Below are 17,588 nucleotides of genomic sequence, written 5' to 3' on the forward strand. Positions count from 1 at the left end.
AACTCGCTATAATGATTCAGTATGATTTTTTTAATTGATAGGAGGATATATTTATGAAGGCATATCGCTTTCCACTTATTTTATTATCTTCTATCCTAATTGGTGGTTTCATTGGTTATTTCATGGGTGCCGATGCAGTTGCTTTAAAGCCGCTTGGTGACATTTTCTTAAACTTAATGTTTACGATTGTTGTACCTCTAGTGTTCTTTAGCATCGCATCGTCTATTGCTAATATGGATGGATTAAAACGTTTCGGTAAAATTATGTCTAGTATGGCTGGGACTTTCTTATTTACAAGTATTTTAGCTGCTATTTTTATGATTATTGTCGTGAAAGTATTCCCGCCAGCACAAGGTGTTGTACTAGAACTAACACAACCTGACAAAGCCGGCAAAGCTGTTAGTGTTGCAGATCAAATCGTCGGTATTTTAACAGTATCTGACTTCTCGAAGTTACTATCTCGTGAAAATATGTTAGCTCTTATTTTCTTCTCTATCTTAATGGGGATTGCAACTTCAGCAGTTGGCGAAAAAGGAAAGTCATTTGCTACATTCCTACAAGCTGGTGCAGAGATTTCAATGAAGGTTGTATCTTTCATTATGTACTACGCTCCAATCGGACTTGCTGCTTACTTCGCAGCATTAGTTGGCGAATTCGGACCACAACTTCTTGGAACTTACTTCCGAGCAGCAATGGTATACTATCCTGCTTCTCTCATTTATTTCTTTGTATTCTTCACATTCTATGCATACCTTGCAGGTCGCAAACAAGGTGTACAAGTATTTTGGAAGAACATGGTCTCTCCTACAGTTACATCACTTGCAACTTGTAGTAGTGCCGCAAGCATTCCAGCAAACTTAGAAGCAACAAAGAAAATGGGTATTTCTTCAGACGTTCGTGAAACAGTTGTCCTTCTTGGTTCTACTCTTCATAAAGATGGCTCTGTTTTAGGCGGCGTATTAAAAATTGCTTTCTTATTCGGTATTTTCAACATGGAATTCGAAGGACCGAAAACATTAGCAATCGCACTTGTTGTTTCTCTATTAGTAGGAACAGTAATGGGCGCTATTCCAGGCGGCGGTATGATTGGTGAAATGTTAATCGTTTCTTTATATGGCTTCCCGCCAGAAGCATTGCCAATTATCGCAGCAATCAGTACAATCATTGATCCTCCTGCAACAATGTTAAACGTAACAGCAGATAACGCTTGTGCCGTAATGACAGCTCGCCTTGTAGAAGGTAAGAACTGGATTAAAAACAAATTTGCTTAATAAATAGAAAGAGGATGCTCGTTTTGAGTATCCTCTTTCTTTGTTGTTAATCCATTCCGCCACAAATTTGTTAAAACCTTCACAAATATTCCACACCTCTTATCCATTCTCCGTACTATAATCATGTATGGAAAAGGAGATGGATCTAATGACTCAAAGCGCACCAGAATTTAAAGTTTTGCAAAGCATTGCATTTCTCGCTGTCGTTTTGCAAAGTTCTTTATTATATACAATGAATCAAGGAAATGTCTTACTTGAGCAATCCCTCATTATGGGCATGCTATTTAATCTTGCAAAATTCTCAGCACCAGCATTCATATTTATCGTTGGATTTCACTTAATTCGTCACTATACAAAGCAATTAGTATATAAAGAATATATTTCCGAAAAAGCGATACACTTACTCATTCCTTATTTCTTTTGGTCTATTCTTTACTTATTAACAACAAATGATCTTATTACGTTACAAAGTGGAATAAAAAGTTTATTACTCGGAACAGCCGCTCCCCATCTTTGGTACGTTATTATGATGTTCCAAATTCACTTATTGTTCCCTTTACTATGCACACTTTTTTATTGGTTTCAAAAACGAACAGAAAATAAAAAAGACATATATAAATATATGACCTTTTTCGCTTGCCTATATTTTCTATTAATGTGGTTCTCTTCTCACTATATTTTTAATGGAGAAAAATTAACAAGTTCAACAATTTTACATTATACAGATCGATCATTTCTATTCTACTCATTCTATTTCGTTATGGGCGGCATTGCCGCTGTAGCACTAAAAACTTGGCGTCTATTCGTCATAAAACATATCCCGCTTATAACAATATTATTTTTCATCTTATTTTTATTCATCAATTATGAGTTGTTTAGTTTTTACGGAGCAAACTCTATTCATTTAACTGTTTCTACCTATTTAAAACCATCTATGTTTTTATATATCGTATGCGAAATTATCATACTGTATGTGTTATCTATTATGATAGTACAGCGTCGTGGTTTCTTATATAAAACGTTACGTTTCATTGGTAATTACACGTATGGTGCTTATTTAGCTCATTTATTCTTCTTGCAACTATGCACAAAACTTCTTTCCTTATTCACACTGCAAGAAAATACTATATTATATGCCCTATTACTATTTGTGTTAACGGCCATTATCTCTATTTCAACAATGGTCATTTGTAGCACAATACCATTTCATACTTGGATTACAGGGCCTTCTCCTACAACAAAGATGAAATGGACGAAGGTTGTATTACGAAAAAATCATAAAAAACTATTCAAGCCATATATTTGATATAATAATACGCATATAAAAAGAAAGCGAGAGACACCTATGATTAATCAAGTTGGACAAATTATGCTATATGTAAATAACCAAGACGAAACAGTACAATTTTGGACAGAAAAAGTAGGGTTCCAAATCATTGCGGAAGAAAATAACGGAAACGGATTCCGCTGGATTGAAATTGCACCGGCGAAAGAAGCAGGAACAAGCATCGTCCTTCACGATAAAGCGTTAATCGCGAAGATGCAACCTGAACTAAACCTAAATACGCCTTCACTTATGTTCTTCTCAAATGACTTAGACCGTCTATATAAAGATCTTTCTGAGAAAAATGTCACAGTTGGACAGGTTGTAGATTTACCTACTGGTAGAGCATTCAACTTTGCTGATAATGAAAATAATTACTTTGCAGTAATGGAACGCAAATAAAAAATAAGCTATCCGAAAAAATCGGATAGCTTATTTCATTTTAAGAAACTTGTTCTACATTCGTTTCTCTATGCTGTATATGACTCGTGATCCAAGCAATTCCACCGGCAACAACGAGATAACATAACAATATTAAAATTTGCATTTGTAATTGCGACCAATCTCCTAAAGAAATAACATCTTGTAATCCTCTAAGAGAATGAGACATTGGGAGAAACTGTCCAATTTTGCTAAGAACAGCTATGTTTAATTCTCCTGGGAAAGTACCTCCGCTCGTCGCTAATTGCAGGACAAGAAGCGTTACCGCTAAGAACTTTCCAACAAGACCAAATACTGTTACTAGCATAAGAATAAATGTCATAAACGTAAAGGAAATAACAATACTTGATAAAACAAAGAGTGGCACACTTGCGACTTCTAATTTCATAACACCTAGCACAACTACATCTACGAGTAGCGCTTGAATGAGTCCAATTAAATATACCAATCCTAGTTTATTAATAAAATGTACCGTTCCGCTTACCTTCATGTTTTGTCTGCGGCCAAGAGGTAAAATATTCGATGCCATAATTCCGCCAACATAAAATGCAAGTGATAAGAAATATGGTGCAATGCCTGAACCGTAGTTAGGAACGTCAGAAACTGTTGACTTCACTAACTGAACTGGCTCTGAGAACATCGTATTGCGTGCATCATCATTACGAACATCCGCTATCTTCTCTGCGCCCTCTCCTAATTTCGTAGAAAGTTCTTTCGCACCATCATCAAGTTTAACAAGTCCATTTGTTAATTTACTAGCACCGTTATTCAGCTCCGTTCCACCACTCGCAAGCTGATTTACACCTTCTTGCAGGGATGTAAATCCATTTCCCCACTTCATAAATCCATCAGCCAAATTCGATGCACCATCTGCTATCTTTTTCGTTCCAGCAGTAGCTTCATTTAACTTAAATCCGAATGTATTCATGCCTTCTTCAATCTTATGTTGACCATCAGTTAGCTTCTTCGCACCTTGTGTCAATTGTTGTTGGCTATTATTTAAAGTACTTGTTGCTTTAGCTAGTCCATTAGACGTAGCAACAATTTTTTGAAAAGCGGGATCTTGCTGCACTTCTGGATGATTTTTCACGTACTCTTCTAATTGTTGTTTCACACTATTGGCCGCCCCATCCGCTTTTACTTGCCCTTCAGCAAGCTTCTCACTTCCGCTCACCCATTCATTTGTACCAGCACTTAATTCACTAACTCCTGATTGTAACGTTTTTTCACCTTGTGCTAATAACTCCATACCACTATGAAGTGATGTCGCTCCTTGACTCAGCTCATTTGCTCCCCCCGTTAAGGCAGATTGGCTAGACGCAAGCTTGTCACTTCCTTCTTTCAATTTCGATGTCCCGTCACTTAAACGATCAATACCATTCGCAAGCTGATTCGCTCCATTTTTTGCATCGGTCGTTCCTTCATGTAACTTCTCAGCACCATTACTTGCATCACTCAACCCTTGTGCCAAATCTTGAAACTTTGAAAAAACACCTTCTGTATATGATTTCGTAATACTGTTTGAGATTTTTGTTTTCATATTTTCAACAGCTGTCGTTCCAATTTGAGCCGCTACAAAGTTTTTACCTGGATTTACTTTGTACTGCAACTTTGCTGGCTCTGGTTTCTCATCCATAAGTGTACTTACCTTTTTAGAGAAATCTTCCGGAATCGTAACAACCATATAATATTTATCTTCTTTTAACCCTTCATCCGCACTTTTTTCTGATACGAAATGAAAAGCCAATTCCTTATTCTCTTTTAAATTTTTAACAAAATCGTCTCCTGCATGAATTGTTTTTTCATCCATCGCAGCACCCTTATCTAAATTCACAACCGCAACAGGTAATTTATCTAATTTTCCGTACGGATCCCAATATCCAGCTAAAAAGAATCCTGAATAAATTAACGGAACGATTAATAAAAAAATTAAAGCGATACGTCCATGTTTATGGTGCCACATCGCTTTCCAATCTTTAAATATAAGTTTAATTCCCTTCATGAAACATACTCCTCTTCTAATTTAACACCCTTCGAATGGTTTAACAGATTTACTATACACGTCACTTTACATACTGTATAATACATCTTTAATTATTAATTCATTCCTTTTGGTCTATAGAAAGGAGACTCGAAATGGAACTGCTCCAGTTAAAATACTTTCAGACAGTTGCACGACTAGAACACATGACAAAGGCAGCTGAAGAATTGCATATCGCGCAACCTTCACTCAGCAAAACAATTGCTAGACTCGAAAAGGATTTAGGAGTCCCTTTATTTGATCGCCAAGGCCGACAGATTACTTTAAATTCTTTCGGAAAAGTATTTTTAAAACGAGTAGAACGTATTTTTCATGAATTAAGTGAAGGGCAACGAGAAATTAAAGATTTAGCCGAATTACAACAAAGCTCTATTACACTGGCCGTTTCTATTCCAAGAATATTACCAGAACTACTTGGCTCTTTTTTACTAGAACATCCTAACGTTCGATTCCAACAATTTCTTGCATCCACTCCTTCTATGAAACGACAACTAGATAATATAGAAATTGACTTTTGTATCTCCTCTGTGCCAATTGAAGGTGAGGAGATTGTTTGGGAACCACTTATTACAGAAGAAATTTTCTTAGTCGTCCCTTCAGGCCATCGTTTATCAGGCCGAAAAAATATCCACCTGCATGAAGTAAAAAACGAACCGTTTATTAGTATGAACACTGGCTATGGATTTCGACACTTAACGGATGAATTTTGCAAAGAAGCTGGTTTCACTCCGCATATTGCTTTTGAAGTAGATGAACCGACCGTGATTAGCGACCTCATTAAGCAAGGTCTCGGCATCGCTTTTGTTCCAAGTTTAACTTTATTAAAAAACTCTACTTTAGCATCAAGCAAGTTGCGTATTATTGAACCCAATTGTCAGCGAACCATCGGATTAAGTTGGTCAAAAAAACGCTACTTATCAAAAACAGCTCAGCAATTCCGTGAATTCGTGATTGATTACTTCTCCAACATTAGGACGTAAAATTATATCAACAAATAAAAGTTGCCACCCTCATATGGTGGCAACTTTTATTGTTCACTCTTTTTTAATTCCATTTCAGCTAAAAGTGGTAGTACATTATCAAAAATATGCGTATTATTATTTTCACCTGTTACATATCCACCATAATATCTACTAAATACGTTATCATTTCGGAATGTGGCCATATGATCATACAATTCTTTCGCAAACTTTTTATCACCTGTTTGTAGTACGTACAAAATCGTTAATCCGTATGCGGCTGGCGATTCATAATTCACAGTTTGTTTTCCCGTTTCTAAATTGTAACGACCGTATAGCTTTCCATCCTCCTGGAATTTCTTCTTTATAAATTCCAAATAAGCAGTTGATGAAAGACCACCTAAACTTCGATGATATGCAACGTATGATTGGTCAATAAGATTCACTTCTTTATCGTACGTAAATGTACCATCTTCTTTATACTCTTTCGGGAATGCCCAGCCATGCCTTGGATAGTCCGCTAAAAATTGAACGACTTCCTGATATTGCTGAGCAGAAACTTTGTCGTACTTCTTCATATAGGAGAATGCACGTGGATTTATGTATGATGTTGTTACAAAATTATTTTGTTTCCCTGCATCTGCATCATAATAATCAACATAATAATTATCTTTTTTATTATAACGAAGTACAGCATCACTTAATTGATCGGCAAGGTTTTTATAACGCTCTTCCTTATACATTTCATAAGCACGATATAATTGTTCTATAATACGAAGATCATCTATAAGTGCATTTGTAGCTGACTGCCTCTCTCCCTTTTCAGAGAGTTTCCATAAAACGATATGATTCTTATATACGAAATTATCTTGAATAACCTTTACTTGCTCATCAAATAACGCCTGATCATCTTTATCAAGTGTATATTGTAACCATAATCCCGCTGATTCTGATAAAGCTTCACGTCCCTTTGCTTCACCCGTACCTGCCTTAGTATCTACTAAACGGTACGTGGCAAGCGTTCCATTGTCATTCACCATATGTCTTAAAATAAAATTTTCTGTACGGTTTCCTTGTAAAGCTGACCAAAATACAATTCCACCTAAAGCGATCAAGAAGATAATTCCAATCCCTATATATAAACGTTTCCGCAATCTTTTCACCTCCCTAGTAAGGCTAACCTTAATTTTATCAGAACATACATAAATTTAAAAAAGACAATCCACTAGATTGTCTCCCCCATTTCTATCCCTCGTAAACCTCTTTAGAAGGTTTATATAGCGATTGTACAAGCCGATCATATTCACGACGTGTAATCTCTTTATTATATAGCTTCAATAATAAATCTCTATGCTCTTTTGAAAATGCCATCTTTTTAATGACTTCAGGATACATAAAACACCCTCTCCATTTCACATAAATTTCTTCTTTTCGAAAAAACAGAACTTATGTTCGCATAAAAGATTATAAAAGATTCCTGTAAAAAAAACAAACAAAACATGAGAAACTATTTATTTCTTTCTATTCAAAATATTACAACATTATATTATCATATTCACTTTTTAAATACATATATATTTTTGGTAGTTTTTTTGAATAAATCTTCCAATTCAATCAGAAAATAATGGCAAAAAAGAAGAGGAGTTTACATATGGATACGGTAACATTAGCAAGAGCATTTTTTGGTTCTTCATTAGCATTCCACATTATTTTTGCAACACTTGGCGTCGGACTTTCATTGATGATTTTTATAAGCGAAATACTCTATCACTGGAAGAAAGACTCCGACTATGCCATTATGGCGAAAAGATGGACAAAGGCGTTTGCTATTCTTCTCGGTGTAGCAATTCCAACTGGAACAATTGTTGGTGTGCAAATCTCACTTCTTTGGCCTGGTTTCGCCAAAATTGTTGGGCAAGTTATTTCTGTTCCCTTCCAAATTGAGATTTTCGCCTTCTTTTTGGAGGCTTTATTCATGTCGATTTACGTATATGCAGCTGATAAACTTCCTCCATTTATGAGATTAATCTCGCTATTTTTCGTCATGCTTGGTGCCACGGCATCCGCCGTGCTTATTACATCAGCAAATACATGGATGAATACACCAGCAGGCTTTTCAATGAATCCAGATGGATCTGTTTTTAACGTTGATCCGTGGAAAGCTTTCTTTAATCCAAGTTTTGGCACAAGTGCATTTCATGTCGTTATTACGGCTTATGCAACCGGTGCGGCTGTCATTGCTTCTATTGCTGGATTTAAATTATTGAAGAAAAATTTAAGTACACGTGAAATTGCTTATCATAAAAAAGGGCTGCTATTAGGGCTTGTCGTTACATTTATTACAGGCGCTACGATGTGGCTTTCAGGACATGAATCAGCGATTGCCTTACATAAACACTCACCTGAAAAACTTGCATCTGCTGAAGCTTTATTTGAAACGACATCACACGCACCGCTATCCATTGGCGGAGTTGTGGATCCTAATACACTTGAACTAAACTATGCACTTGAAATTCCAAACATGCTTAGCTTATTAGTGGGACTAGACCCTAGCACTGTCGTAAAAGGACTAAACGAATTCCCACAAGAAACATGGCCACCATTTTATACACATACACTATTCAACTTAATGGTAGGAACTGCTGCGTTTACCTTTGCTGTTGCAACAATTGCACTCTTATATTGGTATTTCGTGTACCGAAAAAAGGGAACAGAACTACCGAAGTGGCTACTTTGGGGGGCTGCCGCATGCGGACCAATTATGATGCTCGGTATTGAATTCGGATGGATTTTCAGTTGTAGCGGTCGTCAACCATGGACAATTTATGGTATGCAACGTACCGTCGATGCATCTACACGCGCTGATTTCGTCGGTCCTTTATTTGTTTTGTTCATCATTTTGTATATTGGACTCGCTATTTTAACAGTCATTGTTCTACGGACATTCTTTAGAAGACATCCATTAAAGAATGATTTACAACACCAAGGAGGCGATTCTCATGTATGAGGAAAGTATTGCAATCATCATCTTATGGGCCCTTATTTTCGTATACAGTATACTAGGGTCCATTGATTTTGGCGCTGGTTTTTGGGGCATGGTATACGCAAAACATCCGACGCTCGCTGCTAAACTTGCGAATCGGTACTTATCACCAACTTGGGAAGTAACAAATACGTTTCTCGTTTTCGTCGTTGTCGCATTTCTCGGCTTCTTTCCGAAAGCGGCCTTTACTCTTGCGACAGTAATGTTCGTACCAGTTATGTTAATTTTAGTGCTCATTGCAGTACGTAGTACATTTATGGTATTTGCTTACTCCTTGCCAAAATACCAATACCTTCTTCGGGTTATTTCAGGTATTACTGGTCTATTAATTCCAGCACTATTAATTACCGTTTTACCCGTTACAGAGGGAGCCTATATTACAATGTCTGAAGGAAAGGAAGTACTCCTATATGGAAAACTTCTTTCTAGCCCAGTTATCTACTGTTATATGCTCTTCGGACTAACTTCTGAACTATTTCTCTCCTCTCTCTTTCTTGCTGATTTTTCGAGAGAACAAAGTTCAGAAGATACGTATAGAATTTATAGAAGAAATGCTATCATCCTTGGTCCTGCAACGCTCGTTACGGCAATTATTGCCCTCGTTGTAATGGATCCAGAAACACATTGGGTTATGCAAGGATTAATAAAGCAATTCCCGTGGTTTACAGTTTCTATTGTTTTATTCGTTATCGGATACTCGTCCCTTTGGTGGACAAACAAAAAGTACAATACACTAGGATACCCTCGCATTGCCGTTTTAGCTGTCGTCGCTCAATATGCATTTGCAAGCTATGCTTACGGGGTCGCGCATTTACCGTATATTATTTATCCTGACGTAACTGTATTTACAAGCTTTACAACGAAAGAAACGTTCTATGCACTGCTCATTCTATACGCAATTGGGATTGCAATTTTATTACCAGGATTTATTTTCTTCTGGAACTTATTCTTGAAGGATCGTACTTTTTTGAAGGAAAAATAATATAGCATTGGAGTCTGTTCCAAAAGGCATTTTGGGATGGGCTCCTTTTGTCGTGTTTTGTCGATAAGTCGATATATTTTAAAAATCGCTGATATATTTTGAGTTGCGCCGATATATTTCAATAATCGCTGATATATTTTGAGTTGCGCCGATATATCTCAATAATCGCTGATATATTTTAACTTGCGCCAATATATCTCAATAATCGCCCATATAAATTTCATTTACTATCTTACTGCCCAATAATTTATAGACTCCTCTCATAATAGTTATTTCACTATTCGTGACACTTGTCCTTTAGCATGAAAAACACATATTCGGTTCATCTCGTTATACGTCTAGTTCTTCTTATTTTTTGCTGAATATACTACCAATATAAACTTGAGACAAGCTACATCTGTTCAAGGGAAAATAGAAAGGTAGGCAAAATATGAGCATTGAAATATGGATTACTATTATTGTATTTTTCTTAACGATGATCGTTATCTTTTGGCGACCTCGCGGCTTAAATGAGGCATGGCCAGCAGCAATCGGAGCTGGTATCATCATAATTACTGGACTTGTATCAAAACCAGACATCATGGATATTATAAGTAAAATTGGCGGTGCTTCCATAACAATATTAGCAACTATTGTTATGGCAGTTATATTAGAAAGCTTCGGCTTCTTCCATTGGTCCGCAGCGAAACTGGCAAATCTAGCGAAAGGTTCTGGACGCCGTCTATACTGGTATATTCAATTATTATGTTTTCTTATGACTCTTTTATTTAATAACGACGGTAGTATTTTAATTACAACTCCCATTTTAATTCTTCTTCTAAAAAACCTTCAATTAAAACCACATCAACAAATTCCTTATTTATTAAGTGGTGCTTTAATCGCTACAGCATCTAGTGCACCAATTGGTGTAAGTAATATCGTAAATTTAATCGCATTAAACATCGTCCATATGACTCTTTATATGCATACCGCTATGATGTTTGTACCTGCAACATTAGGCTTATTATTTATGTCATGGCTCATGTATACAGTTTTGAAGAAAAAACTTCCGAAAAAATTACCTGTTTCTTCATATGATATTGAAGAAATTTTCTTCACGAAAAACTTCCATCCACTAAAAGGAAATAATTCTGTCGATACGAAACAAAAACGGACAAGATTCATGTTAAAAGTATTAGGTTTCGTCTTCCTGATGCGCTGTCTTCTATTCGTTGCATCCTTCTTATCCATCCCAATTGAAATCGTTGCAGTACTTGGTTCACTCGTTCTTCTCATTTGGAGATGGTACTACTTACGAACAAATCCTGTCGACATTTTGAAAAAGACACCGTGGCACATTTTAATTTTCGCCTTCTCTATGTACGTCATTATTTACGGACTACACAACGCAGGATTAACAGCTGCACTTGTACAATGGCTCGAGCCAGTTGTGAATCAGCATCTACTCTATGCTAGCTTTGCAATGGGCGGACTTGTATCCATCCTCTCTAACGTCTTCAATAACCATCCTGCCCTTATGATTGGTACAATCACATTAACAGAAATGGGACTAGATCCAGTCACATTAAAAACTATCTATCTTGCAAACATCATTGGTAGTGACATCGGTTCACTATTACTACCAATTGGTACGCTAGCTTCACTCATTTGGATGTATATTCTGAAACAAAACAAAATTAAAGTAAAATGGAAAGACTATTTAAGTGTATCCCTTATCGTTATCCCGCTCACAACAGTCGTCACACTATTCCTCTTATTCTACTGGGTACATCTCTTCTTCGCCTTATAAACAACAGAAGCCCCATTTGCTACCGTCTTAGCAAATGGGGCTTCTTCTATAATAAAGTTAGGTACTACAGTGTGATCAATTAAGTAAAGAGGTGTAACATGTTATTGATATAAATGACTACCAGCTTCTTTAAATTCTTCTGCTTTCTCTTTCATTCCTTTTTCAATTGCTTCTGTCGTTTCTAAATCATTTTCTTTTGCATACTCACGAATATCATGTGAAATTCTCATACTACAAAACTTCGGTCCACACATTGAACAGAAGTGAGCTGTCTTTGCCCCTTCTGCAGGCAACGTTTCATCATGATATTCCATCGCACGTTCAGGATCTAAAGATAAATTAAATTGATCGCGCCAACGGAATTCGAAGCGTGCTTTTGAAAGTGCATCATCACGCTGATGAGCCGTTTTATGTCCTTTCGCAAGATCAGCCGCATGCGCTGCAATTTTGTACGTAATAACACCCGTGCGTACATCATCTTTGTTTGGCAAACCTAAATGTTCTTTCGGCGTTACATAACAAAGCATCGCTGTTCCAAACCAGCCAATCATCGCAGCTCCAATTGCAGATGTAATATGGTCGTAACCTGGTGCAATATCTGTCGTTAGCGGCCCAAGTGTGTAAAACGGCGCGCCCTGACAAATATCAAGCTCTTTCTCCATATTCTCTTTAATTAAGTGCATCGGTACGTGTCCAGGTCCTTCAATCATAACTTGCACATCATGTTTCCAAGCAATTTTTGTTAATTCACCAAGTGTTTCAAGCTCAGAAAACTGTGCTTCGTCATTGGCATCTGCAATAGACCCTGGGCGTAATCCATCTCCAAGAGAGAACGAAACATCGTACTGCTTCATAATTTCACAAATCTCTTCAAAGTGAGTATATAGGAAGTTTTCTTTATGATGGAATAAACACCACTGCGCCATAATCGAACCACCGCGCGAAACGATACCTGTCGTACGCTTTGCCGTGATTGGAATGTAACGAAGCAATACACCCGCGTGAATCGTAAAGTAATCAACACCTTGCTCCGCCTGCTCAATTAACGTATCACGATATACTTCCCACGTTAAATCTTCTGCAATTCCGTTTACTTTTTCCAGCGCTTGATAGATCGGTACAGTTCCAACTGGTACAGGCGCGTTACGAATAATCCACTCACGCGTCGTATGAATATTTTTACCTGTAGATAAATCCATAATCGTATCTGCACCCCAGCGCGTTGCCCACGTCATCTTCTCTACTTCTTCTGCAATCGAAGAAGATACAGCTGAGTTTCCGATATTGGCGTTTACCTTCACATGGAAATTACGCCCGATGATCATCGGTTCAGCTTCTGGATGATTAATATTCGCTGGTAAAATAGCGCGGCCTTCTGCGATTTCCTTACGAACAAACTCCGGCTCTACCCCTTCACGAATCGCAACGTATTCCATCTCAGACGTAATAATGCCATTACGTGCATAGTGCATTTGCGTAACATTTGCACCTTGCTTTGCTCTAAGTGGCTGGCGATCCATTTGCGGGAAAACAGGTGTATGCTTCGAAGCTACTTTCACACCGTCATCCTCTGGTTTCATTTCACGCCCTTCGTATGCTTCTACATCACCACGCCCCATAATCCAAGAGTGGCGCGGCGTTGGAATTCCTTTTTCCAACTCGACCTTATACGCAGGATCTGTATAAGGACCGCTCGTATCATACACACGGATTGGTGGATTTGGGACACCATTCGTTTCGCTTTGTTCAATCTCACGCATCGGCACTTTCATACCTTCTCGTGGTCCATCCACATATACTTTCTTACTCCCTGGTAAACTCGATTTCAATTCAATTTGCTCAGCTGAAACAGATTGTTTCATAAATTTTGTTGCCCCCCTGTTCGTGACAAGGACGAGATATGGCCAGCGCATGCCAAAATAAAAAGAGCCAGGTCCATAAAAAAATAAGGACCTGGCTCATAAAGACATCATTATGTAAAGCCGTTAACTTCCCTACGCTGGTACGAGCCAGATCAGGTCCAAAGGGTTAAGAAGTTCACGCGCTTCTCTCTCAGCCTACGCATACGTTAGGCACCCCTAGTTTATCACTGATTTAATTTTCAATACTTTCCCATCATACACGATAATCTGAAAAATGAAAAGTTTATTTCTTTTGCTATTTACGGAATCATCCACGTTAAATAATACGCCTGCACATACGTCATAATACCAACAATAATTACGAAGAACAAACTATGCTTCACTGTGAAACGGAACAAATCTGATTCTTTTCCGGCAAGACCAACCGCCGCACAAGCGATCGCAATCGACTGTGGGGAAATCATTTTACCTGTTACACCGCCTGTTGTATTTGCTGCAACGAGAAGCACTTCAGATACGCCGACTTGCTGCGCTGTAATGGCTTGTAAATTTGAGAACAGTGCATTCGCAGACGTATCAGACCCTGTTAGGAATACGCCAATCCAGCCTAAGAATGGTGAGAAGAACGGAAATAGTCCGCCAGTTCCGGCCAATGCTAACGCTAACGTAGAAGATAGACCAGAATAGTTTGCGATAAATGCAAACCCTAGTACGAATCCGATAGATAGAATTGGCATTTTTAATTCGCTTAACGTTTCTTTAAATGTCACTACTGCATCTTTTACATTCATTTTCAAAATAAACATGGAAATGATACAAGCAATTAAAATCGCTGTTCCAGTTGCCGATAATACATCAAACTTCAAAATTGCCTCGTAAGGCGTTGGTTTATTTACAATTGGCTCTGCTTTCATTACTAGATTATGCAGACCTGGAATTTCAAACTTAAATACAAGACTTTCTAAAGCCCCTCCTGGAGCGAATAATGCCTTAAAGAAACTTTGGCTCCAAATGACTACCATAACCGTTAATACGATAAATGGAGACCATGCTTTCACTACTTTTCCAAACGTTAATTTCGGCATCGATGCCGCTGTCGTTGTTACTGCTACTTCACTATTTGCTTGCCCAGATTGATAAATTTCTTTCGGCTGCCAAACTTTTAAGAACAGCGATAAACTAATTAAACTTACAAGTGCCGATGTAATATCCGGAAGTTCCGGCCCTAAAAATGTCGCTGTAATGAACTGCGTAATCGCAAATGAACTACCCGCTACAAGTAACGCAGGCCACGTTTGTCTTATACCTTTAAATCCATCCATTAAAAATACGATAAAGAATGGAACAAATAATGATAGGAACGGTAATTGATGCCCAGCCATTTGTCCAATTTTATGTGGATCAATACCTGTTACTTGTCCAGCAACTGTAATCGGAATTCCCATCGCTCCGAACGCCACTGGTGCAGTATTTGCAATCAAACAAAGACCTGCTGCGTATAAAGGATTTAACCCAAGACCCGCAAGAAGCGCTGCTGTAATCGCTACTGGTGCCCCAAATCCTGCCGCTCCTTCTAAAAATGCTCCAAATGAAAATCCAATTAAAATAACGAGTAGACGATGATCGTTCGTAATCGATAATACCGATGCACGAATCACATCAAATTGACCTGTTTTCACAGAAATTTTATATAAAAATACGGACATAATGATAATCCAAGCAATTGGCCATAACCCATACAAAAAACCGTACCCGGTTGCTGCCATTGCCATCGTGAACGGCATTTTATAAGCGAATAACGCTACTAAAACTGTAAGTACAACTGTAATAAATCCTGCCACATACCCCTTCATGCGGAAAACTGCTAAAGCTAAGAAAAAAAAGATAATCGGAATAAGTGCGACCGCTGCCGAAATCCAAATGTTTCCGAATGGATCATAAACTTGTGTCCATGTGTTCATTGTTCTCTCCCCCTAAAGAATCCCCTTTTAAATAGAATAACCTCATCAATAGACTATCAGGTCATCATACCTTTAAGCCTAAAATAAAAAAACGTTTAAGAAAACGTTTTCAACAACTTTCATTTATACTGTACCATAACAATTTCTATTAAAAAAGATTTTTTTGAAAATTTTATTATTTAACAGAAAATCTTACAAAATCGTCACGTTCTTGTAATGTTCATCGATAGGAAGTTTGCCAAAATTATTGCATAATAATAGTATAACAACAGAAATTATTCATGAGGTGATATATATGAACGGAAATAAAATATTAGCTGCGTTATCATACTTTAGTGTACTATTTGCCCCTATCTTATTCCCTATTATCGTTTGGATTGTGGGAGACGCTGAAACAAAACCACATGCAAAACGTGCTCTATGGACACACATCATTCCAAGTATCGCTACATTCATTGGCGTAACTATTCTAGGAATTATGGGCCTTGGATCTGATCAACCAGATGTAACACTTGGAATTGGATCAATGATTGTCTTAGCTATTTGCGGAATCATCAGCTTATACTACTTCATCTGGAACATTGTAAAAGGAATTAAAGTGCTGAAAGCTTAATTTTAAACAAATGTTTGTTTAAAAAGGGCCCCTTGCAATTTGCAAGGGGCCCTTTTTCCTAATTCGTTCACTTTATCTTCTGCGTTTCTTCTTTTTTCTCATCATTTTCTTTCGGCGCGTATTCACTTTATCCGCTATAATGTGGAGCGTACTTGCCACAACAATTCCCATTAAGAACGTTACAATTTCAACCTCATGCTTCTTCGCAATTTCTATTAAATTACCATCCAGTGCGATTACATTTAATAGTAATAAAAATGGAGAAAAGACGATTAACATGTACGCAATACGAATTACATCACCAAGTATAATCGTATGTGTAAAGAAAGATCGATGCGGCATTACTTTCTTATAAGGATACCAAAATATACGTAAGAAACCCCATTTGTTATAAGCATTACTGTACGTATCTAAATCTGGTGTTAAAAATGAAGTACCTACTAAAAAACCAATCGCAAAAGTTAATAAAAAATCAAAATTTGTTAATCCATACGAAAAGAGCAAAAACAAAACAACCGGAAGGGATATTAAGTTTATTTTCGTATGCGTTCTTCCTGATGGCATAATGCACTTCCTCGCTTACGTTCGTCCTGTCACCTTATGACAGGTTTCACCTATTGACCTAATTTCTGATCGATAAATGTTGTGTCTATATCCGAACCAAACCATTCTGCCAACTTCACTCGTGCCTTATCTTTCACATCTTCATTGACGTATAACGACACCTGTATTAGTGCGGCCGTTAACGCCCCCAAATCATCCGTATAGCCAATTCCAGCAATGAAATCTGGAATCGCATCAATCGGTGCAATAAAATAAGCAAGTGCTCCAATTACAATAATTTTCACTCGTTTTGGAACATCGGGTCTTTGCAAAACGTAAAACAGTAATAAACTTGCATAAATGACCGATTGCCCTGCTTGCTTTGCAACATGTTTTACTTTCTTCCAAAACGCTTCAACTGAAAATTTTTGTTTCATGTAAAAAGCCCCCCTATTTTTAAAAAGAAATAAGCTACAATATGTTATCAGTAAAAGTTCATGGAAATTACACAAAACCTATCAATGAACTTTTATTGTAACAAACAAACCAAAAAAGAACAAGTGTTCGTTAATTTTCACACTATTTCCTTCATATAATAGATTTCTAGATAACCCTTACCCATATTCATTTCTTATTTCTCAACAAAGAAAATTTTCACTTCCACTTAACATTCTGCTCTACCTTTGTTATATTTTCTAGTTGACGGACATATAAACGAATGTTAAAGTTTTCTCTGGTAGTGACAAATCTTATACAAAA

At 37.3% G+C, this 17,588-nt stretch carries 15 protein-coding genes and 1 riboswitch; of the genes, 8 read left to right on the forward strand and 7 right to left on the reverse strand.

The annotated features are described in order from the left end of the window. Positions 1-53 precede the first annotated feature (53 nt). The 3 genes from GBN78_RS09825 (at position 54) to GBN78_RS09835 (ending at position 2,997) form a co-directional block, all read left to right on the forward strand. A complete protein-coding gene (locus GBN78_RS09825) occupies positions 54-1,271 on the forward strand; it encodes a dicarboxylate/amino acid:cation symporter (protein WP_070184472.1) in 1,218 nt (405 codons plus the stop codon). 148 nt (positions 1,272-1,419) lie between these two features. Next, positions 1,420-2,577 carry an acyltransferase gene (locus tag GBN78_RS09830; RefSeq protein WP_076774595.1) on the forward strand — a complete coding sequence of 386 codons (1,158 nt, stop codon included), beginning with the start codon at positions 1,420-1,422 and terminating at the stop codon, positions 2,575-2,577. Between the two features lie 39 nt (positions 2,578-2,616). After that, positions 2,617-2,997 (forward strand): VOC family protein, encoded by a 381-nt coding sequence (locus GBN78_RS09835; protein ID WP_000610162.1) that lies wholly within the window; start codon positions 2,617-2,619, stop codon positions 2,995-2,997. Between the two features lie 40 nt (positions 2,998-3,037). On the opposite strand, the gene GBN78_RS09840 is transcribed toward GBN78_RS09835, so the two are convergent. Further along, a complete protein-coding gene (locus tag GBN78_RS09840) occupies positions 3,038-5,038 on the reverse strand; it encodes a YhgE/Pip domain-containing protein (protein ID WP_000676213.1) in 2,001 nt (666 codons plus the stop codon). 134 nt (positions 5,039-5,172) lie between these two features. Between GBN78_RS09840 and GBN78_RS09845 the strand changes: the two genes are divergently transcribed. Next, positions 5,173-6,057, forward strand: coding sequence for a LysR family transcriptional regulator (locus GBN78_RS09845; protein WP_000421940.1), 885 nt, complete (start codon positions 5,173-5,175; stop codon positions 6,055-6,057). A 47-nt stretch (positions 6,058-6,104) separates the two neighbouring features. On the opposite strand, the gene GBN78_RS09850 is transcribed toward GBN78_RS09845, so the two are convergent. Together GBN78_RS09850 and GBN78_RS30150 are read right to left on the reverse strand one after the other, a co-directional pair. Beyond that, positions 6,105-7,190: a hypothetical protein gene (locus tag GBN78_RS09850; RefSeq protein ID WP_001231654.1), complete on the reverse strand. Its 1,086-nt coding sequence runs from the start codon at positions 7,188-7,190 to the stop codon at positions 6,105-6,107. Positions 7,191-7,281: 91 nt separating this feature from the next. Continuing rightward, on the reverse strand, positions 7,282-7,431 hold the full coding sequence (locus tag GBN78_RS30150) for a hypothetical protein (protein WP_000283181.1): 150 nt from the start codon (positions 7,429-7,431) through the stop codon (positions 7,282-7,284). Positions 7,432-7,687: 256 nt separating this feature from the next. Here GBN78_RS30150 and cydA point away from each other — a divergent pair, with 256 nt between their 5' ends. From cydA to GBN78_RS09865, 3 genes are all read left to right on the forward strand, one after another. Beyond that, on the forward strand, positions 7,688-9,043 hold the full coding sequence (gene cydA / locus GBN78_RS09855) for a cytochrome ubiquinol oxidase subunit I (protein WP_000381987.1): 1,356 nt from the start codon (positions 7,688-7,690) through the stop codon (positions 9,041-9,043). Beyond that, the gene (locus GBN78_RS09860; RefSeq protein ID WP_000272788.1) at positions 9,036-10,061 is read left to right on the forward strand and encodes a cytochrome d ubiquinol oxidase subunit II; all 1,026 of its coding nucleotides are present in this window, start codon (positions 9,036-9,038) and stop codon (positions 10,059-10,061) included. The genes cydA and GBN78_RS09860 overlap by 8 nt, the downstream gene beginning before the upstream one ends. A gap of 430 nt (positions 10,062-10,491) precedes the next feature. Then, positions 10,492-11,850, forward strand: coding sequence for an arsenic transporter (locus GBN78_RS09865; protein WP_000021120.1), 1,359 nt, complete (start codon positions 10,492-10,494; stop codon positions 11,848-11,850). A 101-nt stretch (positions 11,851-11,951) separates the two neighbouring features. Here the strand turns inward: GBN78_RS09865 and thiC are convergent, their stop codons facing one another. Then, a complete protein-coding gene (gene thiC / locus GBN78_RS09870; RefSeq protein WP_000814476.1) occupies positions 11,952-13,712 on the reverse strand; it encodes a phosphomethylpyrimidine synthase ThiC in 1,761 nt (586 codons plus the stop codon). Positions 13,713-13,824: 112 nt separating this feature from the next. Beyond that, positions 13,825-13,940: riboswitch (TPP riboswitch) on the reverse strand. A 71-nt stretch (positions 13,941-14,011) separates the two neighbouring features. Continuing rightward, positions 14,012-15,673, reverse strand: coding sequence for an L-lactate permease (gene lldP, locus GBN78_RS09875; protein WP_070184474.1), 1,662 nt, complete (start codon positions 15,671-15,673; stop codon positions 14,012-14,014). A gap of 295 nt (positions 15,674-15,968) precedes the next feature. Here lldP and GBN78_RS09880 point away from each other — a divergent pair, with 295 nt between their 5' ends. Next, positions 15,969-16,286 (forward strand): magnetosome magnetite crystal formation protein family, encoded by a 318-nt coding sequence (locus tag GBN78_RS09880; protein ID WP_001014099.1) that lies wholly within the window; start codon positions 15,969-15,971, stop codon positions 16,284-16,286. A 72-nt stretch (positions 16,287-16,358) separates the two neighbouring features. Here the strand turns inward: GBN78_RS09880 and GBN78_RS09885 are convergent, their stop codons facing one another. Both GBN78_RS09885 and GBN78_RS09890 read right to left on the reverse strand, forming a co-directional pair. Next, positions 16,359-16,850 carry a metal-binding protein gene (locus GBN78_RS09885; RefSeq protein WP_001139060.1) on the reverse strand — a complete coding sequence of 164 codons (492 nt, stop codon included), beginning with the start codon at positions 16,848-16,850 and terminating at the stop codon, positions 16,359-16,361. Between the two features lie 50 nt (positions 16,851-16,900). After that, positions 16,901-17,266, reverse strand: coding sequence for a YkvA family protein (locus GBN78_RS09890; RefSeq protein WP_000810369.1), 366 nt, complete (start codon positions 17,264-17,266; stop codon positions 16,901-16,903). Positions 17,267-17,588: the final 322 nt, after the last annotated feature.

The sequence above is a fragment of the Bacillus sp. B2-WWTP-C-10-Post-4 genome (genome assembly GCF_009183805.1).
Taxonomy (GTDB): Bacteria; Bacillota; Bacilli; order Bacillales; family Bacillaceae_G; genus Bacillus_A; species Bacillus_A cereus.